The following is a 23,262-nucleotide window of genomic DNA, read 5'->3' on the forward strand; positions in this document are numbered from 1 at the left end:
TCTTCAGCTCTCGATCGTGGCAGTGAGACGTTCGATCGCCTCGGCGAACTCCTGCTTGAACTCGCGCACCACAGCGCTCGCCGAACGCACCGAATCGATGAGGCCGACGCCCTGCCCCACCCAGTAGCTGACGAGGTCTTTGGCGAGCGCATTGCCCGAGTCCGCCGCCTTGTCGATGCGTGCGAACGTCGGGATGCTGATCATGGCCATGATCGGCATTGGCAACGCGCCGGGGCTGTTCGGTCCGTCCCAGGCCTCGTGCCAGCTCGAGCGCAACTGCCGGCTCGGTTTGCCGGTACGCGACTTGGAACGGATCGTGTCGCGCGAGGTGGCGGCGATCATTTTCTGTTTGAACGTTTCCGTCGTCTCCGCCTCGGCGGTCGCGAGCCACACCGAACCTGTCCACGCGCCAGCCGCGCCCATCGCCATGCAGCCCGCCATCTGCGCGCCATTCATGATGCCGCCCGCGGCGAGCACGGGAACGTTGCGAATGGACTTGATGGCCTGGATCACCTCCGGCACGAGCACGAGGGTCGAGACCTCGCCGCAATGCCCGCCGGCCTCACCGCCCTGCGCGATCAACAGATCGACGCCCGCCTTCACCTGGCGAATCGCATGTTCCTTGGCACCGACGAGCGCGCCGACCGGAATGCCATGACGCCGCGCGCGTTCGAGCATCGACGGCGGCGCAATGCCGAGTGCATTGACGATGAGACGGATCGGATGGCGGAAGGCCACATCCATGAGCGCTTCGCCGACTTCCGGCAGCGTGGCCGGCGGCAACTGGTCGATGACATCGCTGGGCTCGGCCGCGATGCCGTGCTTGCGCAGCAGCTCCACGGCGAAATCGATGTGCTGACTCGGCACTCTGCTGGACAGCGTGGACAGATCGGTGCCGACCGTGAGGGCCTGATTTTCCGGCACGAGGATGTCGACGCCGTACGGCATCCCGTTCACGTGCTCGTCGATCCACTTCAATTCCAGTTCGAGCGATTCGGGCGTGAAGCTGCTGCCGCCCAGCACGCCGAAACCGCCGGCGCGACTGACCGCGGCCACGACGTCGCGGCAGTGACTGAAGGCAAAAAGCGGAAATTCCGCACCTACGAGACTTCTGATGGGTTCCATTGTTCTGACCCTTGGTTATCGATTGATCGAAGTTCAGCGGCCCATCCCGAGGCCGCGCTGCGCGATGATGTTTCGCTGGATTTCGTTACTGCCGCCGCCGACCACGAACATGATCGAGGTCCTGAGCAGCAGCTCTATCTCGCCATCGGCCGGCACGTCCGGCGCGCCCTGACTGAGCAGCGTCGCGGCGCCGAGCATGTCGAGCGCCGACTCGCACAGGGCCTGGGAAAGTTCGCTCGCGAACACCTTGGCCATCGCGGCATGCACGAGCGGCGCAGCACCGGGCTGGGCAGGCGCGAGCGACTGCGCAACCAGCAGGCGGCTCGTGACGAGGTTGGCGGTGAGCTCGCCGATGCGATCGCGGGTGAGCGAGTCGTGCGTAAGATGCGGCGAGATCCTCACTGCCTCCGCGATCGCGCCGAGCAGCGTCTGCAGGCGGATCGCGAGCCCGCCCATCGCGATGCGTTCATTGGCAAGTGCGCCGGCGAGCACCGCCCATCCCTGGTTCTCTTCGCCGAGCCGCCAGTCGGCCGGCACACGCACGTTGTCGAAGAAGATGCTGCAGAACTTCTGCCCGTACATCGCCGTCATTTCGTGCACGGTGATTCCCGGCGTGTCCATCGGCAGGACGAACAGGCTGATGCCTGCGTGTCTGAGCTTGGGATCCGGATGGGTACGCGCAGCCAGCAGCATGTGCGAGGCGCGCTGGCCGTCCGTCGTCCAGATCTTCTGACCGTTGACGACGTAAGCATCGCCATCGCGAACCGCGCGTGTTCGCAGGCTCGCAAGGTCTGACCCGGCGTCGGGTTCGCTGTATCCAAGGCAACCGGTGATCGTGCCGGCACGCAATCCCGGCAGCAGCGCGTCCTTCAGCGACGGCGAGCCGTGCGCGATGATTTCCGGCGCCATGACACGGCAACTGCAGATCAGCGCATGATCCGTGGCGCCTGCCCGAAGCAGCTCTTCGGCGTAGGCGATCTGCTCGAGCGGTGTCGCATCGATGCCGCCTGCGCCTTTCGGCCAGTTGAGCGTCGTCCAGCCCGCGCGACCCAGCCGTTCGGCGAATGCGAGATCCCAGTTGCGCGCTTCGGGCGCGCGGGCCCGCAGCGCATCGCGGTCCTGCAGCGTCCAGTTCTGCGCGAGCCAGCCACGAAAGCGCTCACGAAACGCCGCGACCGGATCGTCGGCGCGAGCGAACAATGCATCGACACCCGCGCGGCCTTGCGCCAGCACCTGCGCTCCGAGTTCCGAGCGGGCGTTGCTGACACCCCCCAGCCGCACCACATCCGCATGCACGCGACGGAACAATGCCGGAGCGACGTGTTCTTCCGAGAATCCGATCGCGCCAAAGCAATGCTGAGTGTCGAGCGCAACCTGGCGCAGTGAGCCGGCTGCAAATGCGGTCGCAGACGCAGCCAGCGCGCGCCAGTTCGGCGCCTGCTCGTCGTGCGCATGCGCTGCCGCGGCAAGCTGCAGTCGGCAGCCTTCCAGGAGCATGTGGCTGTTCGCCATCTTGTGCTGGATGGCCTGGAACGAGGCGATGGATTGTCCGAACTGTTTGCGCTGCCTGCCGTAGTCCAGGAACGCATCGAATCCCTCGGCCGCCGCGCCGTAAGCACGTGCCGCCCAGCCGAGTCGCACGATGGCCAGCAGCTCGGCATGTTGTCGCAAGGTGAGCGGACGCGAACGCACGGGCGAGCGCAGCTGCACATCCGCGAGTCCGGGAACGAGCGCGGGTGTCGGCTCAAGCGAGGCGGCATCGCGCGGCGCTACGCCGATCATTTTGCCGTCGTCAGCGAGGATCAGCCATTCGTCAGCGTCCATTGCGCCCTCGATGAGGCGCGCCCTGCCCTGCACGCAGCCATTGTCGAATACCAGTGTGCCGGCGTGTGCCGCGCTGTCGATGCCTGCGATCACCAGCGCAAGGCGCGAATGCTGCGCAGCCAGACCACGTGCGTAACGGTTTGCGATCGCGGATTCGAGAATGGGCAATGCCGAAGCACGGCGACCCAGCTCGGTCATGACGACGAGCAGATCCTCGAGCGAATCGAAGTGTTCTTCCGCGAACAGATCTGCGAGCCCGAGCTCGACGACATTCGACCAGCGCGCCTCGCCTTGCAGCATGCGCCGGACGGCATCGGCCAGTAGCTGAGTGTGTTCCGCGTCCCTCAGCATGCCCGTCGCCAGGTGCGATAACCGTCGTCCGCCTGCACGCAGATGCCGTGCGTTCCCACGGGCTCGATGTCGCCTGCCACCAGGAAGCGGATGCCTTCCTGATCTTCCTGCGGAACGCGGCAGACGAATCGCCGGTTGTCCGCCGAGCGGCCGACGATCGTGCCGAAGCTCGGACGTCCATCGCGTCCGTAGGGCACCGAATACGCTTCGATCTGTCCGGGCCCGCAATACTGCTCATCGAGCGCCGGTATCGATCCGCGCAGCCGATCGGCATCGGCCTGATAATCGAAGTCCGACGGCCATGCCTGCGGATTCGCCGAAGGCTCACGGGACAGCACGATCGAATGATTGTGGGTCGCGAAGCCGCCGTTCGCGAAGATGAACCCATGCGTGCCGGCGCCCCGCAGTTTTCGGGTCATCATGACGATGGCGTGCATCATGCAATTGCCGATGGGACCGCCACCGAAACTGAGCCCGCCATAGACACTCGGCGGTCGATCGAGCGGCCACCCCAGCACGCGTCGCGCCATCTTCGCGACGCAGGGAAAGCAGTTGTACAGCTCGACGTGGTCGATGAGCTCAGGCTGCAGTCGATTGATCTCCAGCGTCTTTGTGATCGACACCTCCATGGCGCGCGAGTGCGCATAGGAATCGCGCGCCAGGAAATCCTCGCTCTCACCGGCTGCCGCTCCCGCGCCCACGTAGACGATGCGGTCCTCGCTGATGCCGAGGCGCCGCGCGCGTTCGAGGCTGGTCACGATGACCGCGGCACTCTGGTTCACCGCGCTGTTGGCGACCATGAACTTGGTGTAGGGGTAGGTGATCATGCGATTGCGGTCCGAGACCGTCGCGATCTGCTCGGCAGTCAGCGCCTCGCGAATGCACGCGGCGTCATTCTCGGACGCGACCCGTGAATAGGCGGACCACATGAGCGCCGTCTCACGCTGAGCTTCCTCGAAGCTTTGTCCCCATGCGGCCCGCGTGGCCGACTCATAGAGCGGATAAACGTCGGTCGGCGTGATCAGACCGTACTGGCGCAGCAAGGGCCGGACCGACTGATCGAGCAACTGCCGCATCGCATTCTGTGACTGGCCTGTCTGCGTCGCGCTGCGGCGAGCCGCCGTACGCAGTGCCTCGCCACCGACCAGCGCGGCGATCTCGATCTCGCCCGATGCCACGAGATTGGCCGCGTGATTCAGCAGGAAAACGGGGCCGTCGCCGCTGGGCTGCGGCGTCAGCAACGATGATGTCGGCGTGAGCCCCGTGGCTTGCAGCAGATGCGGGATGAAGTCTTCGGTGCCTGGCCAAGGTGCCACGGCGCCGCTCATGTGGTTCTCGACGCCGAGGAAGTCGAGTTGCGACAGGACGTCGCCGCCCGCGTCACGATCCGCTTGCGCCAGCGCGGCCTGCATGAGCTCGATGACATCCAGCGGATGCGGGCTGGTCTCACTCAGATCGTTGATCTGACCGACCCCAACGATGACCGGGACCTTGCGTGCTTGCATCGCTGCCTTGTTTCGATGAATCAAGAGGGCCGAAGGCGAACCCGCGCCTTCGGCCCCACCCTTGCGAACGAATCAGAACTTCACTGAAGCCTGGAGCAATACCTGGCGAGTGCGGTTCGCCAGTCCCATCAGTTGCACCGTGGTTCCGGCGACCACGGGCGCGCCCGGCTTTTCGGCCATGTACGAGGTGTAGTGCTCGTTGGTGAGATTCTTGCCGATCAGCGCGACTTCCCAGCGCTCACTGATCGGGCTGACGGTCAGGCCCGCGTCCACCAGCCAGAAGGCCTCCTGGATACCGAACGGATTGCCGTTGTCGGCGGCAATGTAGTCGTCGCTGTAACGCACATTGCCTGCGATACCGAGAACGAACTCGCCGACCGGTACCTGTGCATCGAAGCCGCCATTGGCCGCGAGATCGGGTGCGCGTGACAGCGCCTCGCCCGAACGCTGCCACGAGAACGTGCCATTGCCGTTCGACGTGCTGCAGCCCAACGCCGCCGTCTGGCCACCCCAGCACTGCGCGAGATAGTCATCGAAGCGCGCCTCGTTGTAGGCGATGCCACCATTCAGCGTCAGCCAGTCGAGCGGTTTCGCGGTGAGCCCGATCTCGGCGCCCTTGATCGTCGCCGACGCCGCGTTCGAGATGATGAAGCTCGTGGTCGCGGGATTGAAGGAGGTGACCTGCAGGTCCGTGTAATCGTAGGTGTAGACCTCGCCCGTCAGCACCAGACGGCCGTCGAGCAGTCGCGCCTTCACGCCACCTTCGAAGCCTTCGATCTCCTCGGAATCGAAACGGATGGAATCGACGGTGATGCTGGCCGGCGTCAGGTTGGTGCTGATGCCGAAGCCGCCCGACTTGTAGCCGGTGCGGTAGCCAACATAGGCAGTCAGGTCCCCGGTCGGTCGCCAGGTCAGCGTCGCTTCCGGCGACAGGTTGTCGTCCTTGAACTTGTCCGTGAACATCTTGCCCTCGGGCGCGAGGACGGTGCCCGACAGCGGCGGATGCACCCAGCTGTTGGTCAGCCAGGAATCCTTCTCTTCCTCGGTGTAGCGCACGCCGCCCGCCAGTTCGAGTTGCGGCAGGATGTCCCAGGTGAACTGGCCGAACGCGGAGAGCGTCTTGCCGTCGGTGCTGCCGGGTTTCTCCCAGGTGTGGTACTTGCCCGTAGCGGCATCGGCGGGCAATGGCGCGATCAGCACGGTGTTGGTGAAGTCGAGACTCGCGTCCTGGTAGTAGGCGCCCACCATGAAGTTCAACGGCGATTCGAACTTCGACAGCCAGCGCACTTCCTGGCTCAGCGACTTGTACTTTTCCTTCTCGGCTGAGTCGTACGCCATGTAGACGGTAGCGTCGTAGTTGTCGAAGTACTCGGTGTCGCTGTTGAAGTAGCCGGTCACGGACGTGAGTCCGAATCTGTCACCGTCGTAGTTGATGGTCAGGCTGGCCAGCGCCATCGTGGTCTCGGTGTACGGGAACTGCTTGGCGATCGGCCAGTTGTCTGCATAGCCGTTCGGCAGGCCGCCGCTCGAATATCTGCCGTCCAGCTTGCAGTCGCCGAACGGATCGGCAGCCGGCGCGGGGAAGCCCGCATACACCACCACCGGCGTGGCGAATCCGCCGCAATTGACGACCTCCTGCCCGGCGGAGGGGCCATCGTCCTTGTGCTTCATACCTGCGACCTTCAGCAGCGCATCGAACGGGCTGCCCTCGGGCTGCAACGCGAGACTGACGCGACCGATGAAGTTCTCATCGCCCGGCCGGCTGGTCGCGGGTGCCTGCGGCAGGTTGTTCGGGCCCGCGAATGGCGAACTCGTGAGCTGACCTGCGGTATTGCGCAGCCAGCCATCCATCTCGCTGTAGCGCAGAGCGACGCGACCGGACAACGAATCGCTGATGGGTCCGGAAATCACGCCCTCGACCACCTTCTCGTCGGCTTCGAATTCGTAGCCGGTGCGGATGTAGCCTTCGAAATCGCGCGTCGGCGACGCCGACGTCATGCTGATGACGCCAGCCGGGCTGTTCTTGCCGAAGAACAATGCCTGCGGACCCTTCATGACTTCGACCTGCTGCAGGTCGATCAATCCGAAATCGATGATGCGGGCGCGACCGGTCTGGACACCATCGACGCTCACCGCGACGGCCTGGTCGAAGCCCGCGTTCGACGGCGAGGAGCCGATGCCGCGCAGCACGATCACACCGCCGCCGCCGCTGCTCGAGCGATCGATCGCCAACGATGGCACTTGCCGCGCCAGGTCGCGCGCCTCCCTCGTTCCAAACGCCTCCAACTGTGCGGCGGTGAGGGCCGTCACCGACACGGGCGCCTCGAGCAGGCTTTCCTCGCGCTGGCGCGCCGTCACGATGACCTCTTCCAGCGTGCTGGAACTGAGAGAGGCTTCCTGCCCCTCTGCGGCGGACGCGTTCATAACCCATGCGACGGTGGAGGCGACCAGTACGCCTGCGCACGCCACGCTCTTTGCCCCAGACTTCTTCTTGCCTTTCACGATAAGCCCCCTTTCCCCTGTAGTGTTGTAGCTAAAGCAGTCTCAGCAGTCCGGCATACACGCGATCCAGAACGTGCTGCGATGACGCGATCGCACGCCTGAGCGTCGCGATGCCGTGTATATGTCCCGCAGCTTCGATGAAATGGACATCGACCCCTGCCTTCACGCAGCGCGCTGCATAGGCGCGGCCTTCGTCCCGAAGCGGATCGAAGCCGCACGTCAGCAGCGCAAGTGGTGGCAGGGAATCGAACGACTCTGCGAGCAGCGGCGAGCAACGCGGGTCATGACGCTGTTCCCGGTCCGGAACATAGGCGTCCATGAAGTTCTCCATGTCCGCGGCTTCGAGCAGGTAGCCCTCGGCACACTCGGCATACGAATGGCCGCGGCCTGCAACATCGAGGACTGGATAAAGGAGCAACTGGGCGCGTAGACCGAAATCGTTCCCACGATGCGCATGCGCAACGGCAGCTGCCAGCCCGCCGCCGGCACTGTCGCCAGCCACGACGACGCCCTGCCTTGCATCGAAGGGACCGGCTCCCGCAAGCACGCGCTGCGTCGCGAACAGCGCATCCTCGTAGGCCGCAGGAAACGGCGCTTCCGGTGCGAGTCGATAGTCGACGCTGATCAGGCGCAACGCCGTGCGCGCGGCAATGGATCGACACAGGCTGTCGTGGGTATCGAGATCGCCGGTCGTCCAGCCGCCGCCATGCATGTAGATGATGACGGGGCCGGGCGCGGCATTCGCAGGCTCGAAGGCCCGCGCCCGCAGCTGGTGGGCACCGCCCGCGTCGAACTGGAAATCCTGGCTCGCGACGCTCGGATCGGCCGGCAGATCGACAGCGGCCACCAACTGACGTACGGCAGCGCGCGCATCGGCGGCCGACAGAGAGCGCAATGGGGGCTGCCCCGCGAGGCTGTCGAGGAAGGCACGTACATCCGCAGCCGCTGCACGCCCGCCGCCGCCATCCGTCGATTGTGACGTCAACCTGGACACGGGCTTCAGACGTTCCCGAGGGAAACGTAGACGGCCTTCGACTCGAGGAAGGCCTTCAGACCTTCATCGCCCATCTCCCGACCGATACCGGATTCCTTGAATCCGCCGAATGGCATGGAGGGATGGGTCACGCCGTAGCAGTTGATCCACACGTTTCCGGCGCGCAAGCGGCTTGCGAGCGTGTGCGCCTTGTCGAGGCTGCTGGTGAAGATGCCGGCACCGAGCCCGTAGTTCGTGTCGTTCGCGAGCGCAGCCACTTCGTCGAACGTGTCGAAGGGCGTGGCAACCACCACGGGTCCGAAAATTTCTTCACGCGCCATGCGCGCGTCGCCCGCAAGGTTCGTGAAGACGGTTGGCTCGATGAAGAAGCCCTCTCCATCGACCTTCTTTCCGCCGGCGATCACTTCACCGCCTTCGCTCTGACCCAGCGCAATGTATTCGGCCACGCGCTTGAGTTGCCTGTCGGAGACCAGCGGTCCGATCTGGCTGTCGGCGTCGAGTCCCGCACCCACCTTGAGCGACTTCGCAAAGTTCGCCACTCCTTCGACGACGCGATCGAAGGACTTGCGCTGCACGAAGAGTCGCGAGCCTGCGAAACAGATCTGCCCGGAATTGGCAAAGATCGCCATGGCAGCGCCGGGGATCGCCTTGTCCATGTCCGCGTCGTCGAAGACGACGCAGGGCGACTTGCCGCCAAGTTCGAGCGTGACGCGTTTGACATTGTCCGCCGCCGACTTGAGGACGTGCTTGCCGGTCGCCGTGGATCCAGTGAACGAAATCTTGTCGACACCGGGATGTGCAACGAGTGCAGCACCGGCGTCGCCGTAGCCCGGGACGACATTCAACACACCGGCAGGAAAGCCCGCCTCGAGCGCGAGCTCACCGAGCCGCAGCGCGGTGAGCGGCGTGTCTTCAGCCGGCTTCACCACGCAGGTACAACCGGCCGCGAGCGCGGGCGCCACCTTGATCGTGAAGGTGGCGATGGGACCGTTCCAGGGAATCACCAGGCCGACGACTCCCACGGGCTCGAGCGCGGTATAGGAATGGAATCGCGCCCCTTCTCCGGAGACCACGGCGGAGGTGTTCTGACCGATCACCCGGCCCGCCATGCCCGCGAAATACCTGAGCCACGATGCGGAGGCCGCGACACCCCACTCGGCGAAGCCCTTCGGCATGCCGTTGTCGAGCACTTCCAGCTCGACCAGTTCCTGCGCGTTCGCTTCGAGCAGATCCGCGTATCGCAGCATCAGCCGCGCGCGTGCGGTGGCCGACATGCCGCGCCAGGCCGCGTGTTCGAACGCGCCGCGCGCCGCGCGGACTGCCTGATCGATGTCGTCGCTACCGGCCTTCGCCACGCTGGCGATGACCTGCCCGGTCGCAGGATTGCGCGTCTCGAAATGCGCGCGCGAAGCAGATCCGGGACGCGCATCGCCGATGAGCAGGCCATGTTCGCGCGCCAGATAGCTGCGCGTTGCTGCGCAATGCGTCGGTAATTCGGCAGACCGTCTGGTCATCGACCCCCTCCTCTCCGCCACGCTCTGTCGGCTGCGGAGCAACGCTCGTCTTATCGATCTTGTGGTCGATTTCTACACCGACTCCCATCCGCTGGTCAAGCAAAGTATATCAAGATGCATTTTTATCAACGAAGGCGTTCAGCGTTGACGTTGATGAATCACACGCCGCCATTTCAATGCGTTTTCTCGTGTTTCATAGCTACAAATCACCATCTACAGGATCAATGAATGCGCCGCACGCACGCCGCTTCTCGCCTCGCTTGCTTGACTGATTCGTCAACGGATGTACATTTCTCTACCTCTCGGTAGATTTTTTAGAGCGCCAGATCCGCATGTCGAAGCCCACGGTGAGCCAGTCGCCACTCGATGCACGCATTGCGCCTGCGGCGCTGCGCGTCTTTCGCCGCTACGTGACCGGCCTCGTGAACTGCCATGACTTTTCGGTATTGCCCGAGATCATGGGCGAGGACTACACGCTCGTTACTTCCGGAACAGTCGTCACGGGAAGGGATGGTCCCTACCGGGACGCTGTGGCGAAGCAATTCGCGCAATTTCCAGGCTTGCAGTTCACGCTGCACGAACTCGTCGTCTGCGGCGACCGTGTATGCGCGAGGTTCACAGAGCATGGCGCCTCGCTGCGCCATGACGGCGCCCGCGCTTCCTGGCCCAGCATTGCGATCTACGAGACGTCCAATGGCGTCCTCACGCGCTGCTCGATCGAACAGGACTACTACTCAAGGCGTCGTCAGCTCGAGCAGCGACAAGCGGTGGCCGTGGATCCACCGGCCATTGCGCCCTGGGACGAAGCGGCGCAGTCACCCTCCTCGTCAGCCGAAGCCATCGTCCGCGACTGGCTGCGCAGCGGCGCGTGGAAACGCGATCCCGCTGTGCGTGTCGATGATTCGCATGCCACAGGCAACATCGAAACGGTCATCGACACCCGCGACGTTGAGGTGTCGACGATCGTTTCAGGCGGCGACCACGTCGGCTTCCACGCGCTGGAAGTCGGGGTACTGGCGAGTGATTTCGCGAAGAGCACCGGCGCCACCTTGGGCCAGCCCGTGTCGATGCCACTAAGCGGCCTGGTGCGCCTGTCAGGCGGCAGGGTCGTTGGCGGACACGTCATTCGCGATCGCTGGGGCCTCTTTCGCAAGCTGTCCCGCGTCTGACACTCACTCACAAGCAATCTGAAACGAACAAGGAACATAGACGACATGACGACTCAAACCGCACGCCCGGGCGCCGCAACATCGACGGACGCGCCTGCCATGAACCTGGAACTTCCCGAAGAACATCGCGCCTTCCGCGACATGGTCGAAAGTTTCGTGGCGGCGGAAATGCCGAAGCAGTGGGCGCGAAACCTGGAGCGGAATGAGCACGAGTACCCGTTCGAACTGTGGGACAAGTTCACGCAGGGCGGCTTCCACGGCCTCGGCATCGCCGAGGAGTACGGCGGCATCGGCGGCGACATCCTCATGCAGATGATTCTTGCGCGGGCGTTGTCACGCACGCTCGGTGGCCTCGCCTGGATCTGGGGTCTCACTTCCTTTGCAGGCGTGAAATCGATCGGCGTCTACGGATCGGAGGCGCAGAAGCGCAAGTTCCTGCCACAGATCGCCGCAGGCAAGCTGCGTGCATCGATCTCCTTCACCGAGCCGGGCGGCGGGACGGATGTCCTCGGCGCCATGCGCACCTTCGCAACGAAGGTGGACGGCGGCTGGAAGATCAATGGCGAGAAGATCTGGAGTTCCTCTGCCCACGTCGCGGACTACCTGCTGTTGCTCGCCCGCTCGAACCGCGAAGTCACGAAGAACCACCAGGGCCTGTCGCTGTTCTGGGTGCCTGCGCGCTCGCCCGGAGTTGCCTGCACGGAGCTGCAGAAGCTCGGCATGCGCTCCATCGGCAGCTGCACCGTGCATTTCAACGATGTGTTCGTTCCCGACGACCACGTCCTCGGTGAACCACACAACGCCTGGCGCATGCTCCTGCCGACGCTCAACAACGAACGCATGATGGTCAGCGCCTTCTGCCTCGGCGTCATCGATGGCGTGCTTGAGGATGCGATTGCATACGCAAGCCAGCGCAAGGCGTTCGGACGACAGATCGGCCAGTTCCAGGCGATCCAGCACATGCTCGCGGACATCAAGATGGCGCAGTACCAGGTCGAATGCATGCTCACCGATTGCGCATGGAAGATCTCCACCGGCAAGGACCAGCTGGTCGAGACGACGACGCTGAAGGTGATCGCCTCCGAACAGGCGAATCGTTGCGCGGACCTGGGACTGCAGATTCTTGGAGGGATGGGCTATTCGGCCGAGACGGACATGCAGCGTTACTGGCGCGACAGCCGCCTGTGGCGCATCGGTCCGATCACGAACGAGATGGCGCGCAATGTCATCGCCGAGCAGCTCGGCCTGCCGCGCTCATTCTGATGCGGGAACGAGCGACCGTGTCGCTTCCACCGGCGGACCTCGCGGCGCTGTTCGCGCCGTTCCAGTGCGGCAGCCTTGCACTGAAGAATCGCATCGCGATGTCGCCGATGACCCGCTGGATGTCGCCCGACCAGTATCCGGGTGCGGACGTCGCGGCCTACTATCGTCGCCGCGCGGAGAACGACGTCGCACTGATCATCACCGAGGGCACCACGATCGATCATCCGGTGTCCTCCTATTCGGTGCGCGTGCCCGCGTTCCACGGCCGCGCGCTCGATGGATGGCGACGTGTCGTGTCGGAAGTGCATGAGGCAGGCGGCAGGATCGTGCCGCAGATCTGGCACGTGGGCATCATGCGCGATCCGCGCTCCGGCGAATATCCGAACATGGATCTGCCGAGCGCGAGTCCCTCTGGCATCTACAAGCCCGGCGGCAAATCGGTATTCGCGCCGACGGATCGACGCGGACTGCGCGCGATCGTCGACAGCTTTGCACGCGCTGCGAGCGATGCGCGCGAGCTCGGCTTCGATGGCGTCGAGATACACGGCGCGCATGGCTACATCATTGACCAGTTCCTGTGGTCTGAACTCAACAAGCGCACCCAGGACGATTACGGCGGCGACTGTGTGCAACGCACGGCGTTCGCCGTCGAGGTCGTGCGTGCCGTGCGGACAGCCGTTGGTCCGGACTTCCCCGTGATCCTGAGGATCTCGCAGTGGAAACAGCAGGACTACGCGGCGAAGCTCGCTGACGGCCCGCAACTCCTCGGAGATATTCTGCAACCGATCGCCGAGGCGGGCGTCGACATCTTCCATTGTTCGGAGCGCCGTTACTGGGAGCCATTGTTCGCCGACTCCCCAATGAACCTGGCCGGATGGACGAAGCGACTGACCGGCCGGCCCGTCATCACGGTCGGCAGCGTAGGTCTCGCCGGCCCGATGTCCGTGACGAACATCGGTGAGCAGGCGGACGTCGTCATGGACCTTGCTCCGCTCGCCAAACGAATCGAGGCCGGCGAGTTCGACATCGTCGCGGTGGGCCGCGCCCTGCTCGCCGATCCGGCCTGGGCACGCAAGGTTCGGGAGGGTCGACTCGATGAGCTGAAGCCCTATACCCGGGAAGCACTGAAATCCCTGTCCTGATGCTTCGCAGTGAGAGAAGAACATGAGAAAACTCGACATCCCTGGGGAACTCGCCAATCGGACCATTCCGGAACTGCTCCAGGAGCAGGTACGCCTTCGCGCAGACCAGCCGCATGCTCACTTCCCGGACCAATCGCTGAGCTTCGCGCAGTTGCACGAACAGGCCACACGCTGGGCCCGCGCACTGATCGCCATCGGCGTCCAACCGGGCGATCATGTCGCGACACTGATGCCCAACTGTTCCTCCTGGGCGCCCGTGTACTACGGCATCCTGTACGCCGGCGCTGCGGTCGCGGCATTCAACTCACGATACAAGCGGCAGGAACTTGCCTACACGCTGGCACACAGCCGCGCGAAAGTACTCGTGACCACCAGCGCCCACCGCGAGCACGCCGACTATGAAACGCTGATCCGCAGCGTGCTGCCGGACATCGAGGGCCAGCAGTCCCCGCACCTGCGCACAGCCGCGGCGCCGGATCTGAAATCGATCGTGATCTGCGGCGAGGCCAGTCATGGCGCCTTCCTGACCGATGCGGAGTTCCTGCGGGCGGCGGACTCCGTTGCCGAGACGCGCCTCGCGAGCGCGCAGGCCAGCCGCCGTCTCGATGACACGGCAGCGATCATCTATACCTCTGGCACGACCGCCAATCCGAAAGGCTGCGAACTGACACACGGCGGCATTCAGAACTGCTGGTCGACCTTCGCGAGGATCGTGAATCTCAAGGCGGGTGAAACCGTGTGGATGCCGATGCCCTTCTTTCACACCGGTGGCATCGGCCCGATGACCACGATCCTCGCGCGCGGCGCCGCATTCGCGACGCAGCCGCACTTCGAGGCCGACGGCGTCGTGGACTTCATCGATCGCCTGAAGGTCGATCATCTGTACCCCGGTTTCCCGCAACTGACGTTCCCCGTGCTGGAACATCCCCGATTCGACAGGAAGCGCCACAGCTTCGTGCGCTCGCTGCTCAATGTCGGTCCGCCGGCGATGCAACAGCGCGCCCAATCCCTGCTCCCCGACGGCGCAGTACTGCTCAACCTGTTCGGCATGACCGAAGGCTCAGGGATCGTGACCTTCACGCCCTGGAACTCGTCGCTGCGGGTACGTTCCGAAGCGTCCGGATTGCCGCCACCGCATACGGACGTACGCGTGGTCGATCCGGAAACGCTTCAGCCGTGCTCCGCTGGCGTCGCAGGCGAGATCCAGTTTCGTGGCGCCGGTGCATTCAAGTCCTACTATCGTGATGCCGCAGCCACCGCAGCAACGATCATCGATGGCGGCTGGGTGCGAACAGGCGATCGCGGCAGGATCGACGACGAGGGCTACCTGGTGTTCCTCGGCCGCATCAAGGACACGCTGAAAGTAGGCGGCGAGAACGTCGCCGCCGCGGAGATCGAGGCGTTCCTGCAGTCAGTGCCTGGCGTCCGACTCGCGCAGGTCATCGGCATGCCCGATGACAGGATGGGCGAAGTACCGGTCGCCTTCGTCGAGCGTATCGACGGTGCCGCGATCAGCGAGGCGGACGTCATCAAGGCCTGTGACGGCGAACTTGCTCGCTGGAAGATCCCGAGACGGGTGGTGTTCGTGGCCGAATGGCCGATGTCCGCAACGAAAGTGCAGAAGTTTCGTTTGAAGGAACTGCTGCCGCGGCAGACTTGACAGGAAACACGCATGTCACAACGCCAGGCCGATGGTGCCCGCTTCCTCGCGCTCATGAAGCGCTACTGCATCGACTACGTGAATGTCGGCGACCAATCGGTCACGCGCGACCTGATGGTGGAAGACTATCTGCTGCGCATGGGCCCCCATGAAGTACGCGGGCGCGATACGGCGTACTTCGATGCCACGGCACGGCAGATGCAGCAGTTTCCTCATCTCATGCTCTCTGTGCATGAGATCGCAACCTGCGGAGAACGGCTGATGATGCGTTTCTCCGAGCACGGCTGCCGCGCGAAGGATGGCAGACGCTGCGCCTGGGGCGGCATTGGCCTGTATCGCTGGAACGGCGAGAAGCTCACCCAGTGCAACGTCGAGCAGGACTACTGGTCGCGTCGACGCCAGATTGCCTCGGGGCATGCCGATCCCGTGGACCATCCCGCTGTCGCGCCCTGGGACGAGGATCCCCAGTCCCCTGATGCGGAGGCAGAGTCCATCGTGAGAACGTCGCTCGAACGAGGCTCGCTGTGGATCACGCCCGGCGTATTCTGCGACGACGCCTGGTGCGGCAGAGCGCCGATACGCGTCATCGAACACAACACGGTGACGATCATCGACCTGTTCTCGGTCGGCAGTCGCGTCGCGTTTCACATCATCCAGCACGGCCGCATCGCGACGGACTTCACGAATGTCCCCGCAGGCACACTCGCCAGTCTCTACGCAGCAGGCATCGTGCATGTGGCGGACGGACATGTCGTACGCGGGCGCGTCATCCGCAACCGCCTCGACGTCGCCGTCGGCGCGCAATGAGTGCTTCGACCCTGGCAATTCCGATGAGGCCCCGATGAGCATGAGCGCTGACCTGCCCGCCCCACCCGATGTACGCGGACGAAGTCTGGACGGCGGTGCGCCGTACGTGATCAACGCGAACGAAAACGCAGCACTTTGTCATTCCCTGGGCACCGAACCGGCGCATGACGGCACCGCACATCCGATCTATTACTTCATCGCAACGCAGCTTGGCATGGGCGTCACGGTGGCGGGACTGTGCGAGCTGTGTGGATTCGACGTCGCGGACGGCCCGATGATCATCGGATCCGCGGTCAGGTTCGATGCGCCGCTCTACGTGGATCGCCCGTATCGCGTCACAGGCTCGATCCTCCACATCGAGCGCAAGCGCAGCCGCAAGTTCGGCGTAATGGATGTTCTCGAGTACCGCCTGGCACTGGTGGATGGCGATCGGGACGTGCTCGTGACGACAAACACCTGGGTACTGCCCAGAAGGGAGCTTTCATGAAAGCCGGAGACGTCATCGGGCCGGTGAAGGTCGATGGAATCCCCACGCAGACGATTCGCGCGTGGTCGGGTTTCCTCGCCGACCCCAATCCCATTCATCTGGATCCGGCCGCAGTAGCGGCCATCGGCCTTGGCAACCAGGTCATCAGCCAGGGTCCCTTGAATCTGGCCATCGTCATGAACCTTTTGACCTCGAACCTCGGCAAGGTGCAGATCGAGCAACTGGAGAGCCGATTCGTCGGCAATGTATTCGCGGCTGAGCCGCTCATCGCACAGGGCCGGATCTGCGCCGTGGAGAACGATCGCGTGACGTGCGAGGCGACGCTCGAAGCCGAAGGACGCGGCCCCGTCATCACCTGTACCGCGACCCTGCGGGTCGTCCCGTAGAGATCAACGCCGGTTGTAGTTCGCCAGCCCCTGCACCATCAGCACGGCGGTCTGCGCAGCAATCTGCTCGATCTTCAGGTCACCATTCCCGCGGTACCAGTGAGATATCGACGACACTGCCCGCAGCGCGGCTTGCGCGGCCACCCGAGGGTCAAGCGTGTCAGACACCTGCCCCTTGCGGATGGCAACGCGGATGAGCTTTACGACCGCATCCCAGTACAGCCGACGCTCGGAGAGGATCATCTTCTGCTGGCTTGCGGTCAGGCGATCGAAATCGCGATTGAATATCTCCATGCGGCCGGCATGCTTGCCGGCGTAGATGCCCATCTGCAGCAACAGGGATCGCAATTCCCCGAGCGGGTCGATTGATCGGAAGTTCGCAGCTTCCACCAGCGCCTCGCCTCCCTGGTGCAGGTCGCGCAGGATCTGGAAGAGGAGCTCTTCCTTGGTATCAACATAGTAGTAGAGGCTGCCCTTCTTGATGCCGACAAGATCGGCAATGTCCTGCATCGAGGCTGCGTGGAAGCCTTTGCGGTTGAACAGTTCCGTCGCAGCCTGAAGGATCGCTTCCCATCGCAAGCGAGACTTCGTCAGCTTCTCCGGCTCTCTCGCCGCCGATTGGTTCGCGCTGCTGCCATTGCGGCGCGTCTGCGACCGACCCCGCTTGACCATGTTTTTTTTCAAAGGAGACTCTCCGTGGCGAACGCTCATGCCTTGACCGCCAATGTCGTGCGTCCACTGTACATCGCTCCTGAGCAGTAAGCGCCCTGCAGCCACGTAGGTTCGTGCGTGATTTCGAGGCGGCTGCCGTCATGTAACGGCCCATATTGTATGTTGCGATCAGGTACGCCGGAAGCTGCACGTTGGAGTCCATGATCGCGTAGAGCCTGATCGACGCACGCTGCGAATTCCGGCGATGTTGATTATCAGTGGAGCGCGGAACATTCGCGCGTACTCTCGACTCAATTGCGATGCGCTCTCGTACTCCACGCGATAGACCGAGGTTGAAACTCATCCGCTGAAGGGAATCAAGCGGCCTCGGCACTTCAATGATCGGGTCGAACTGACGGTGCGCGGCTACGCCAGCAGCTTCGGGCCCGACAGATTGAATGAAAAATTTTGAGTCGATCGCCGGCAAGATCGGTTGCACGAGTGAGTCTTTGCGGCGCTGGGTGCAGCAGACGGAGCGTGACGAAGGCAAGGGTGCTGGCGCGAACACCTCGGATCGCGATCGCTTGAAGCAGTTGGATCGCGAGAACCGCGAGCTCAAGCGAGCCAATGAGATCCTGCGTACGGCGTCGGCATATTTTGCCCAGGCGGCGCTCGACCGCCGAGGCAAGTGATGGTCCAGTACATCGACGACCACGGAGATCGATTCGGGGTCGAGCCGATCTGCAGACAGTTGCAGATCGCCCCATCGACGTACTACGAGCACAAGGCGCGACAGGTCGATCCGAGTCGCCTGCCGGCACGAGCGCAGCGAGGTATCGAGCTGTACCCGAGATTCATCGTGTGTGGCACGAGAACTTCTGTGCGTATGGCGCGCTGCACCGGCACCAGCAGCCTGTCCAAGGCCTTGTACAGCTTCCACCAACGCTCGCCATTTCCATGATTATCATGGATTTGCGTCCACATTCGTTCGAAACTGTTCATCGACAGCCAACCCGCCGTTGGGGGGATTTCAGGGGGCATCGGCCTCACCGCCGGACGCGACCATCCGCTCGCTCAAACCCGCCGAACGACCTCGTAAGGTCTTCGACGATCGGGGCCTTATCTAGAACCCTTACAGAGGCACATTCACGACGGGTTTCATTGCAATACAACTCCCTTTGTTACCCTGAAGCGCCTATTGCTCCGATTCGATGCTTCCAACGTGTCCATTGTTCGCTTCATGGCGAACAATGAACACGTATCGCGCTTGTTACGGGCGTCATCGCTCTCGCTGGCGTGCGATGATTTTGCACAGCGCCAGCGCAGGCCACCAGAAATGAGCATGGCCCAACGGCGAGTCTGTGGTGTTCGCGGAATGGGCGGGACTGAGATAGCGTGCACCCGGCGGCAAGATGCACGACAGCAGCGACTGACCGGCGAGGCATTGAGTCTGTTTCGCGACCAGCGCGGCCGCTCTTATCCCCGTCTGCGCGACCTTCAGGCGTCTTGGCCGACTGCCCCTACTACGCATCGCCATTGCCGAACCTGCGTGTTAGGTACGCGCCATCCACTGTGGGGCACTTCGCTGCAATGCGTTCGCTCAACCGTGGGATTCATTGCTGCTACGTCGCCGGCCGATTAGCGCCATGGCGGCGGGTGTTGGTGGCCCCATACGTACACCCAGGGAGTCCCGATGAACGTTACATTCAAACGCACGGCCACCATGACCTGCGGTGCCGCGACGGTTCTGCTTTTCGCGATCGTCGGCTGCGGGAAAAAAGAACCGTCCGCCGAGCAGAGGGCAGACGCTGCGCCGGGCGCCAAGACAGCTGGCCAGGAAGAGCGCGTGGTCAACGTCTACAACTGGTCGGACTACATCGACCCCGAAGTGCTCTCACGGTTCGAACAGGAATCCGGCATCAAGGTGCGCTACGACGTCTTCGATTCGAACGAAGTCCTCGAGACGAGGCTACTGACCGGCAACTCCGGCTACGACCTGGTCGTGCCGAGCGCGTATTTCCTTGAACGCCAGATCAAGGCGGGCGTGTTCCGCAAACTCGACAAGTCGCAGCTGCCCAATCTCGCCAATCTGGACCCCGACATCGCCCAGCGGGAAGCCGCGCACGACCCGAACAATGAACATTCCGTCGTGTACATGTGGGGCACGACTGGTATCGGCTACGACGCGACCAAGCTCAAGGCAATCATGCCTGACGCCCCGGTTGACAGCTGGCGGTTGATCTTCGATCCGGCAGTGCTCGCAAAATTCAAGGGGTGCGGCGTATCGATGCTCGACGACCCGACCGATATGGTCGGCACCGCGCTGCTGTACCTCGGGAAGAATCCGAACAGCGAGTCCCCTGCGGACCTGAAGCTGGCTGAAGAACTGCTGCTCAAGATCCGGCCGCTTCTGCGCACGATCCACAGTTCGCAGTACATCGAGCAGCTCGCAAACGGCGAACTGTGCATCGCGGTGGGTTACAGCGGCGACGTGCTGCAGGCGCGCGACCGGGCCGCGGAGGCCGGCAAGCCTCTCGACATCCGCTACTCGATTCCGAAGGAAGGCGCGTTGATGTGGTTCGACACGCTGGCGATTCCGGCCGATGCCGCCCACCCCGGCAACGCTCACAAACTGATCAACTACCTGTTGCAGCCCGAGGTCGCGGCGGCCAATTCGAACTTCGTCAAGTATGCGAACGCCATCACAGCGGCAACCCCGCTGCTCGACGAGTCGCTGCGCAGCGATGTGAGCATCTACCCGACGCCAGAGGTCAAGGCGCGCCTGCAGCCAAACCTGACCAAGTCGCCGGACTTCACTCGCACGCTCAACCGCACGTGGACTCGCTTCGTGACCGGCCAATGACCGGGCCCCGCGCATGAGGACGGGCTCACGCAAGAGCAACCCTCGATTCAACAACGACTCGCCTTCAAGAGCTGCTCGACTATCTCGCGCACATGGGTGGTCGCATCACAACGCACTCCTCCAGGGTTGAGCCAGCAAAATCTCATCACCGGTGCCGAGAAGGTAATACGACGACGCGTCCCACCGATCTCCCTGCAACGGAAGCTGCGTGCCGATCTGATAGAACTGCAGCGCGCTCAACAGGGTAATTGTGCCGTGAGGTTCCGGCGGCAACGGCCGCTAAACTGCGGTCCTCGGTTAGCAAGCGACCAGGCATGGGCCCAACTCACGCGTTCTCGATGGACTCCACCTCAGCGTTGAACGAAAGTTTCGACACGAGATCACGGACTCGAGCGGGCGATCCTCGACGCGGTAGGCGTATCGACGGCTGCCTATGCGCTCGAACCGGCATGTCGCCCCTTTTCACGATCTGGCGCTGGAATCCAGCGGCGCAGCCCAGTCGACACTGATCGGTTCGGGCAAAAAAGCGTCGATGGCTCTTGCCGCGCTGGCGAATGGCGCGCTTGCGCATGCGCTCGATAAGACTCGCACGAGGCGTCGCGAACGCATCCGAATGCCGCAACCGTGGCGGCTGCGCTCGCGACAGCGGAAGGCCTCGGCGCCGTGACCGGTCAGAGGGTGATCACTGCAGTCGCGCTGGGCTGCGACATCGTCGTCCGACTCGGGCTGGCCCAGATCGAGGAACCCGGTGCCGCTCCGCAGCGGGCGTTCTATCGACCCGCCATCCTTGGAACGTTTGGCGCCGTGACTGCGGCCGCAAGCCTCCTCGGACTCACCGCCGAGCAGACGCTCGATGCGTTCTCTCTCGCTTTGTGCCAGAACTCATGCAGCGGCGAAATCCTGAACAGCCCGGATTCGCACATCCGTGCAGTCCGGTCCAGGTCAGGAAACCGAGGCTGCCGCTGGCACCGCTCGAAGGTGCGGTCGGAGCACTCTCCGGCAGTGGCATCGCATCCATGCCGAATCGTGAATCCGCTGTCGTTGCGACGCGCACAAACGTCGGTGCCACGGAGAACGACATCTGTGGCATTTCGTTTGGAAGCGTCACGAGCATGGGCGTTATGAACGGACCAGGCGTCCTCGGACCCGAAGAAGGTGTCGGCACGCTGGCCGGACCCGATTCCAGGTCGACCCGGCGGCGGCGGTGCAGCCGAGTGTGGCGATATCGTGGCTTTCGGGACGTGGCTTTCGGGACACGCATCAATTTCCAGGGACGTGGCTTTCGGGACGTGGCTTTCGGGACACGCATCAATTTCCCGTGGCTTTCGGGCACGCATCAATTTCCAGGATCAAGGGATGCTGCACCGAGCACTTGGCTGGAGCAGTGCTGCTGGTCGCGTCTGAGCCGTGGGAACTGAGAGGCAAGGAGATTGACGGGTGAACAACGTCACCCAGGAACGACGCAGCCAGATCAGCGCGAGTACATCTTCTCGGCCTGGCGCACTCCTCGGATCCAGGATTGCCCGAGAGTCTGGGCATGGAGTTTCAGGTGATTGAGTTTCCCAAGGGCTCGTCCAAACACGTTGCCCTCGCGCTGCATCGCCTGTTCCCAGGCAATGGCGTCGATGCTGAGCCGCTGCAGCAGGGCCGGCCGCCGACTGTCTATCGAACCGCGCTTGTCGGATCGGATCGCCCTGCCCGTCCAGTCAACCAGCGCCACGTATTCCTCCAGTTCACATGGCAACGCCTGGGCTCGCTGCGTCGCTGTCTTGAACAGCCGCAGGTGCGGTAGCGATGGATTGCTGAGGGAGCCCTGCTCGACGCAGCGGAATTGCTGGATCCGCTGGTAGATCGATGTGAAGTCAGATTGCTGCGGCGTCGGGGCCATCCCCGCGCGAATCGGATTCAGATCGACATACGCCATGGCCGTCAGCAATCCCGCCTCATCGAGCAATGCCTGCGAGCGGAAGCGACCTTCCCAGAATCGGCCCGTGCAGTCATCCTCCGCGTTGGCACGACGCGCGAGGTGCTCGTTCAGGCTCTTCATGTACCAGCTGATGTCCGACAGCCGAGCGCGCCAGACCTCGACGATCTTCTCGGCCTGTGCGCGCTCGGCCTCACTGCCCTCGCCTCGTGTCCAGCGAGCGACGAGCGGTGGAGCACCGTACAGCGCCGTCCAGCGAGCAGCGACCTCCTGCCGACTCCACCCTCGCGATCGCGCACGATCAACGTACAGCACCAGGTGATAGTGATTCGACATCACCGCATACGCACAGATGTCGATCGAAAACACCGCCGACTGCAGCCGCAGTCGCTGGAGCACCCAAGCCTTGCGATGCGAATAGTCGCGACCCGCGTACTCGTCCTGGCCCCACAGCCAGGCGCGGCGAACACACCGCGCGACCACGTGGTAGTACGGTGTGTCCTGCAATGAGATCAGCGTCTTGCGGGCGTATGTCACGGGCAACTCCGGAGGGCTGCCGACATTTATAGGTACACCGCCCGCCTGTGAGTCGACCCATTACTCGATGCATGGCCGGAAATGAGTGCGTGTCCCTGCGAAATCGTCCTTTGGGAATCGTCCTTGCGAAATCGGTGCGTGTCCTCGTTGGCCCTCGCTGCGAAATCGCGCTCGTTGGCCCTCGGCCCTCTCGTTGGCCCTCGCTTGTTGGCCTCTGTTGGCCCTCGCCAGCTGGCGGGTGTAAATCGGTCCGTGTCCATGCTGGCCGTCCTCCATGCTGGAGGTCCGCCGTCCTTGTGTGTGTACATGTTGGCCCCCTCGTTGGTGCGTGTCCTCGTAGGCCTGTCGTTGGGAAATCGGTGCGTGTCCTCGTTGGCCCCTCGGGCCTGTTGGCCGCTCGTTGATGCGTGTCCTCGTAGGCCTGCTTGTTGGCCACTCGTTGGTGCGTGTCCTCGTAGGCCTGCTTGTTGGCCACTCGTTGGTGCGTGTCCTCGTAGGCCTGCTCGTTGGTGCGTGTCCTCGTAGGCCTGCTCGTTGGTGCGTGTCCTCGTAGGCCTG

Annotated in this window: 16 protein-coding genes, 2 pseudogenes and 1 other annotated feature; of the genes and pseudogenes, 10 read left to right on the plus strand and 8 right to left on the minus strand. The window is 63.5% G+C overall.

The genetic code is table 11. The features are described 5' to 3' along the window. Positions 1-3 precede the first annotated feature (3 nt). The 6 genes from VIZ63_RS04055 to VIZ63_RS04080 all read right to left on the minus strand — a co-directional run bounded on the left by VIZ63_RS04055 (position 4) and on the right by VIZ63_RS04080 (position 9,815). Entirely contained in the window at positions 4-1,125 is a 1,122-nt protein-coding gene (locus tag VIZ63_RS04055) for a nitronate monooxygenase (protein ID WP_331608221.1), read from the minus strand. A 33-nt stretch (positions 1,126-1,158) separates the two neighbouring features. Next, positions 1,159-3,300, minus strand: a complete 2,142-nt coding sequence (locus VIZ63_RS04060) for an acyl-CoA dehydrogenase family protein (RefSeq protein ID WP_331608222.1) — start codon at positions 3,298-3,300, stop codon at positions 1,159-1,161. Continuing rightward, positions 3,294-4,805, minus strand: a complete 1,512-nt coding sequence (locus VIZ63_RS04065) for a hypothetical protein (RefSeq protein WP_331608223.1) — start codon at positions 4,803-4,805, stop codon at positions 3,294-3,296. The genes VIZ63_RS04060 and VIZ63_RS04065 overlap by 7 nt, the downstream gene beginning before the upstream one ends. A 72-nt stretch (positions 4,806-4,877) precedes the next feature. Beyond that, positions 4,878-7,229, minus strand: coding sequence for a TonB-dependent receptor (locus VIZ63_RS04070; RefSeq protein ID WP_331608224.1), 2,352 nt, complete (start codon positions 7,227-7,229; stop codon positions 4,878-4,880). Between the two features lie 109 nt (positions 7,230-7,338). Continuing rightward, the gene (locus VIZ63_RS04075; protein ID WP_331608225.1) at positions 7,339-8,301 is read right to left on the minus strand and encodes an alpha/beta hydrolase; all 963 of its coding nucleotides are present in this window, start codon (positions 8,299-8,301) and stop codon (positions 7,339-7,341) included. Between the two features lie 5 nt (positions 8,302-8,306). Then, the gene (locus VIZ63_RS04080; RefSeq protein ID WP_331608226.1) at positions 8,307-9,815 is read right to left on the minus strand and encodes an aldehyde dehydrogenase family protein; all 1,509 of its coding nucleotides are present in this window, start codon (positions 9,813-9,815) and stop codon (positions 8,307-8,309) included. Between the two features lie 332 nt (positions 9,816-10,147). Between VIZ63_RS04080 and VIZ63_RS04085 the strand changes: the two genes are divergently transcribed. The 7 genes from VIZ63_RS04085 to VIZ63_RS04115 all read left to right on the plus strand — a co-directional run bounded on the left by VIZ63_RS04085 (position 10,148) and on the right by VIZ63_RS04115 (position 16,729). After that, positions 10,148-10,984 (plus strand): nuclear transport factor 2 family protein, encoded by an 837-nt coding sequence (locus VIZ63_RS04085; protein ID WP_331608227.1) that lies wholly within the window; start codon positions 10,148-10,150, stop codon positions 10,982-10,984. Positions 10,985-11,083: 99 nt separating this feature from the next. Next, positions 11,084-12,247, plus strand: coding sequence for an acyl-CoA dehydrogenase family protein (locus VIZ63_RS04090; protein WP_349261121.1), 1,164 nt, complete (start codon positions 11,084-11,086; stop codon positions 12,245-12,247). Positions 12,248-12,264: 17 nt separating this feature from the next. Continuing rightward, positions 12,265-13,389, plus strand: a complete 1,125-nt coding sequence (locus VIZ63_RS04095; protein WP_331608229.1) for an NADH:flavin oxidoreductase — start codon at positions 12,265-12,267, stop codon at positions 13,387-13,389. A 22-nt stretch (positions 13,390-13,411) separates the two neighbouring features. Continuing rightward, positions 13,412-15,049 (plus strand): class I adenylate-forming enzyme family protein, encoded by a 1,638-nt coding sequence (locus VIZ63_RS04100; protein WP_331608230.1) that lies wholly within the window; start codon positions 13,412-13,414, stop codon positions 15,047-15,049. Between the two features lie 12 nt (positions 15,050-15,061). Then, positions 15,062-15,856, plus strand: coding sequence for a nuclear transport factor 2 family protein (locus VIZ63_RS04105; protein WP_331608231.1), 795 nt, complete (start codon positions 15,062-15,064; stop codon positions 15,854-15,856). A 34-nt stretch (positions 15,857-15,890) separates the two neighbouring features. After that, entirely contained in the window at positions 15,891-16,343 is a 453-nt protein-coding gene (locus VIZ63_RS04110) for a hypothetical protein (protein WP_331608232.1), read from the plus strand. After that, the gene (locus VIZ63_RS04115) at positions 16,340-16,729 is read left to right on the plus strand and encodes a MaoC family dehydratase (protein ID WP_331608233.1); all 390 of its coding nucleotides are present in this window, start codon (positions 16,340-16,342) and stop codon (positions 16,727-16,729) included. Before VIZ63_RS04110 ends, VIZ63_RS04115 begins: the two co-directional genes overlap by 4 nt. A 3-nt stretch (positions 16,730-16,732) precedes the next feature. Here VIZ63_RS04115 and VIZ63_RS04120 read toward each other — a convergent pair whose 3' ends face one another. Next, positions 16,733-17,440 carry a TetR/AcrR family transcriptional regulator gene (locus VIZ63_RS04120; RefSeq protein WP_331608234.1) on the minus strand — a complete coding sequence of 236 codons (708 nt, stop codon included), beginning with the start codon at positions 17,438-17,440 and terminating at the stop codon, positions 16,733-16,735. A gap of 413 nt (positions 17,441-17,853) precedes the next feature. On the opposite strand from VIZ63_RS04120, the pseudogene VIZ63_RS04125 reads away from it, so the two are divergent. The 3 genes and pseudogenes from VIZ63_RS04125 to VIZ63_RS25585 all read left to right on the plus strand — a co-directional run. After that, positions 17,854-18,274 (plus strand): annotated as a pseudogene (locus VIZ63_RS04125) (transposase); the annotation flags it as partial. Beyond that, positions 18,030-18,146 (plus strand) — a sequence feature (AL1L pseudoknot). It overlaps the preceding pseudogene by 117 nt. A gap of 799 nt (positions 18,275-19,073) precedes the next feature. Further along, positions 19,074-20,243: a polyamine ABC transporter substrate-binding protein gene (locus VIZ63_RS04130; protein ID WP_331608235.1), complete on the plus strand. Its 1,170-nt coding sequence runs from the start codon at positions 19,074-19,076 to the stop codon at positions 20,241-20,243. A gap of 594 nt (positions 20,244-20,837) precedes the next feature. Further along, positions 20,838-21,368 (plus strand): annotated as a pseudogene (locus VIZ63_RS25585) (MmgE/PrpD family protein); the annotation flags it as partial. Positions 21,369-21,714: 346 nt separating this feature from the next. On the opposite strand, the gene VIZ63_RS04135 reads toward VIZ63_RS25585, so the two are convergent. Next, positions 21,715-22,704: a hypothetical protein gene (locus VIZ63_RS04135; protein WP_331608236.1), complete on the minus strand. Its 990-nt coding sequence runs from the start codon at positions 22,702-22,704 to the stop codon at positions 21,715-21,717. Positions 22,705-23,262 lie beyond the last annotated feature (558 nt).

Origin of the sequence: Povalibacter sp., from assembly GCF_036520495.1 — a bacterium.
In the GTDB taxonomy this organism is placed as follows: domain Bacteria; phylum Pseudomonadota; class Gammaproteobacteria; order Steroidobacterales; family Steroidobacteraceae; genus Steroidobacter.

Coding starts and splice junctions, on each gene's coding strand:
- VIZ63_RS04055 (WP_331608221.1), bottom strand. CDS start 1,125: ATGGAACCCATCAGAAGTCTCGTAGGTGCGGAATTTCCGCTTTTTGCC.
- VIZ63_RS04060 (WP_331608222.1), bottom strand. CDS start 3,300: ATGCTGAGGGACGCGGAACACACTCAGCTACTGGCCGATGCCGTCCGG.
- VIZ63_RS04065 (WP_331608223.1), bottom strand. CDS start 4,805: ATGCAAGCACGCAAGGTCCCGGTCATCGTTGGGGTCGGTCAGATCAAC.
- VIZ63_RS04070 (WP_331608224.1), bottom strand. CDS start 7,229: ATGAACGCGTCCGCCGCAGAGGGGCAGGAAGCCTCTCTCAGTTCCAGC.
- VIZ63_RS04080 (WP_331608226.1), bottom strand. CDS start 9,815: ATGACCAGACGGTCTGCCGAATTACCGACGCATTGCGCAGCAACGCGC.
- VIZ63_RS04085 (WP_331608227.1), top strand. CDS start 10,148: ATGTCGAAGCCCACGGTGAGCCAGTCGCCACTCGATGCACGCATTGCG.
- VIZ63_RS04090 (WP_349261121.1), top strand. CDS start 11,084: ATGAACCTGGAACTTCCCGAAGAACATCGCGCCTTCCGCGACATGGTC.
- VIZ63_RS04100 (WP_331608230.1), top strand. CDS start 13,412: ATGAGAAAACTCGACATCCCTGGGGAACTCGCCAATCGGACCATTCCG.
- VIZ63_RS04105 (WP_331608231.1), top strand. CDS start 15,062: ATGTCACAACGCCAGGCCGATGGTGCCCGCTTCCTCGCGCTCATGAAG.
- VIZ63_RS04110 (WP_331608232.1), top strand. CDS start 15,891: ATGAGCATGAGCGCTGACCTGCCCGCCCCACCCGATGTACGCGGACGA.
- VIZ63_RS04115 (WP_331608233.1), top strand. CDS start 16,340: ATGAAAGCCGGAGACGTCATCGGGCCGGTGAAGGTCGATGGAATCCCC.
- VIZ63_RS04120 (WP_331608234.1), bottom strand. CDS start 17,440: ATGAGCGTTCGCCACGGAGAGTCTCCTTTGAAAAAAAACATGGTCAAG.
- VIZ63_RS04130 (WP_331608235.1), top strand. CDS start 19,074: ATGAACGTTACATTCAAACGCACGGCCACCATGACCTGCGGTGCCGCG.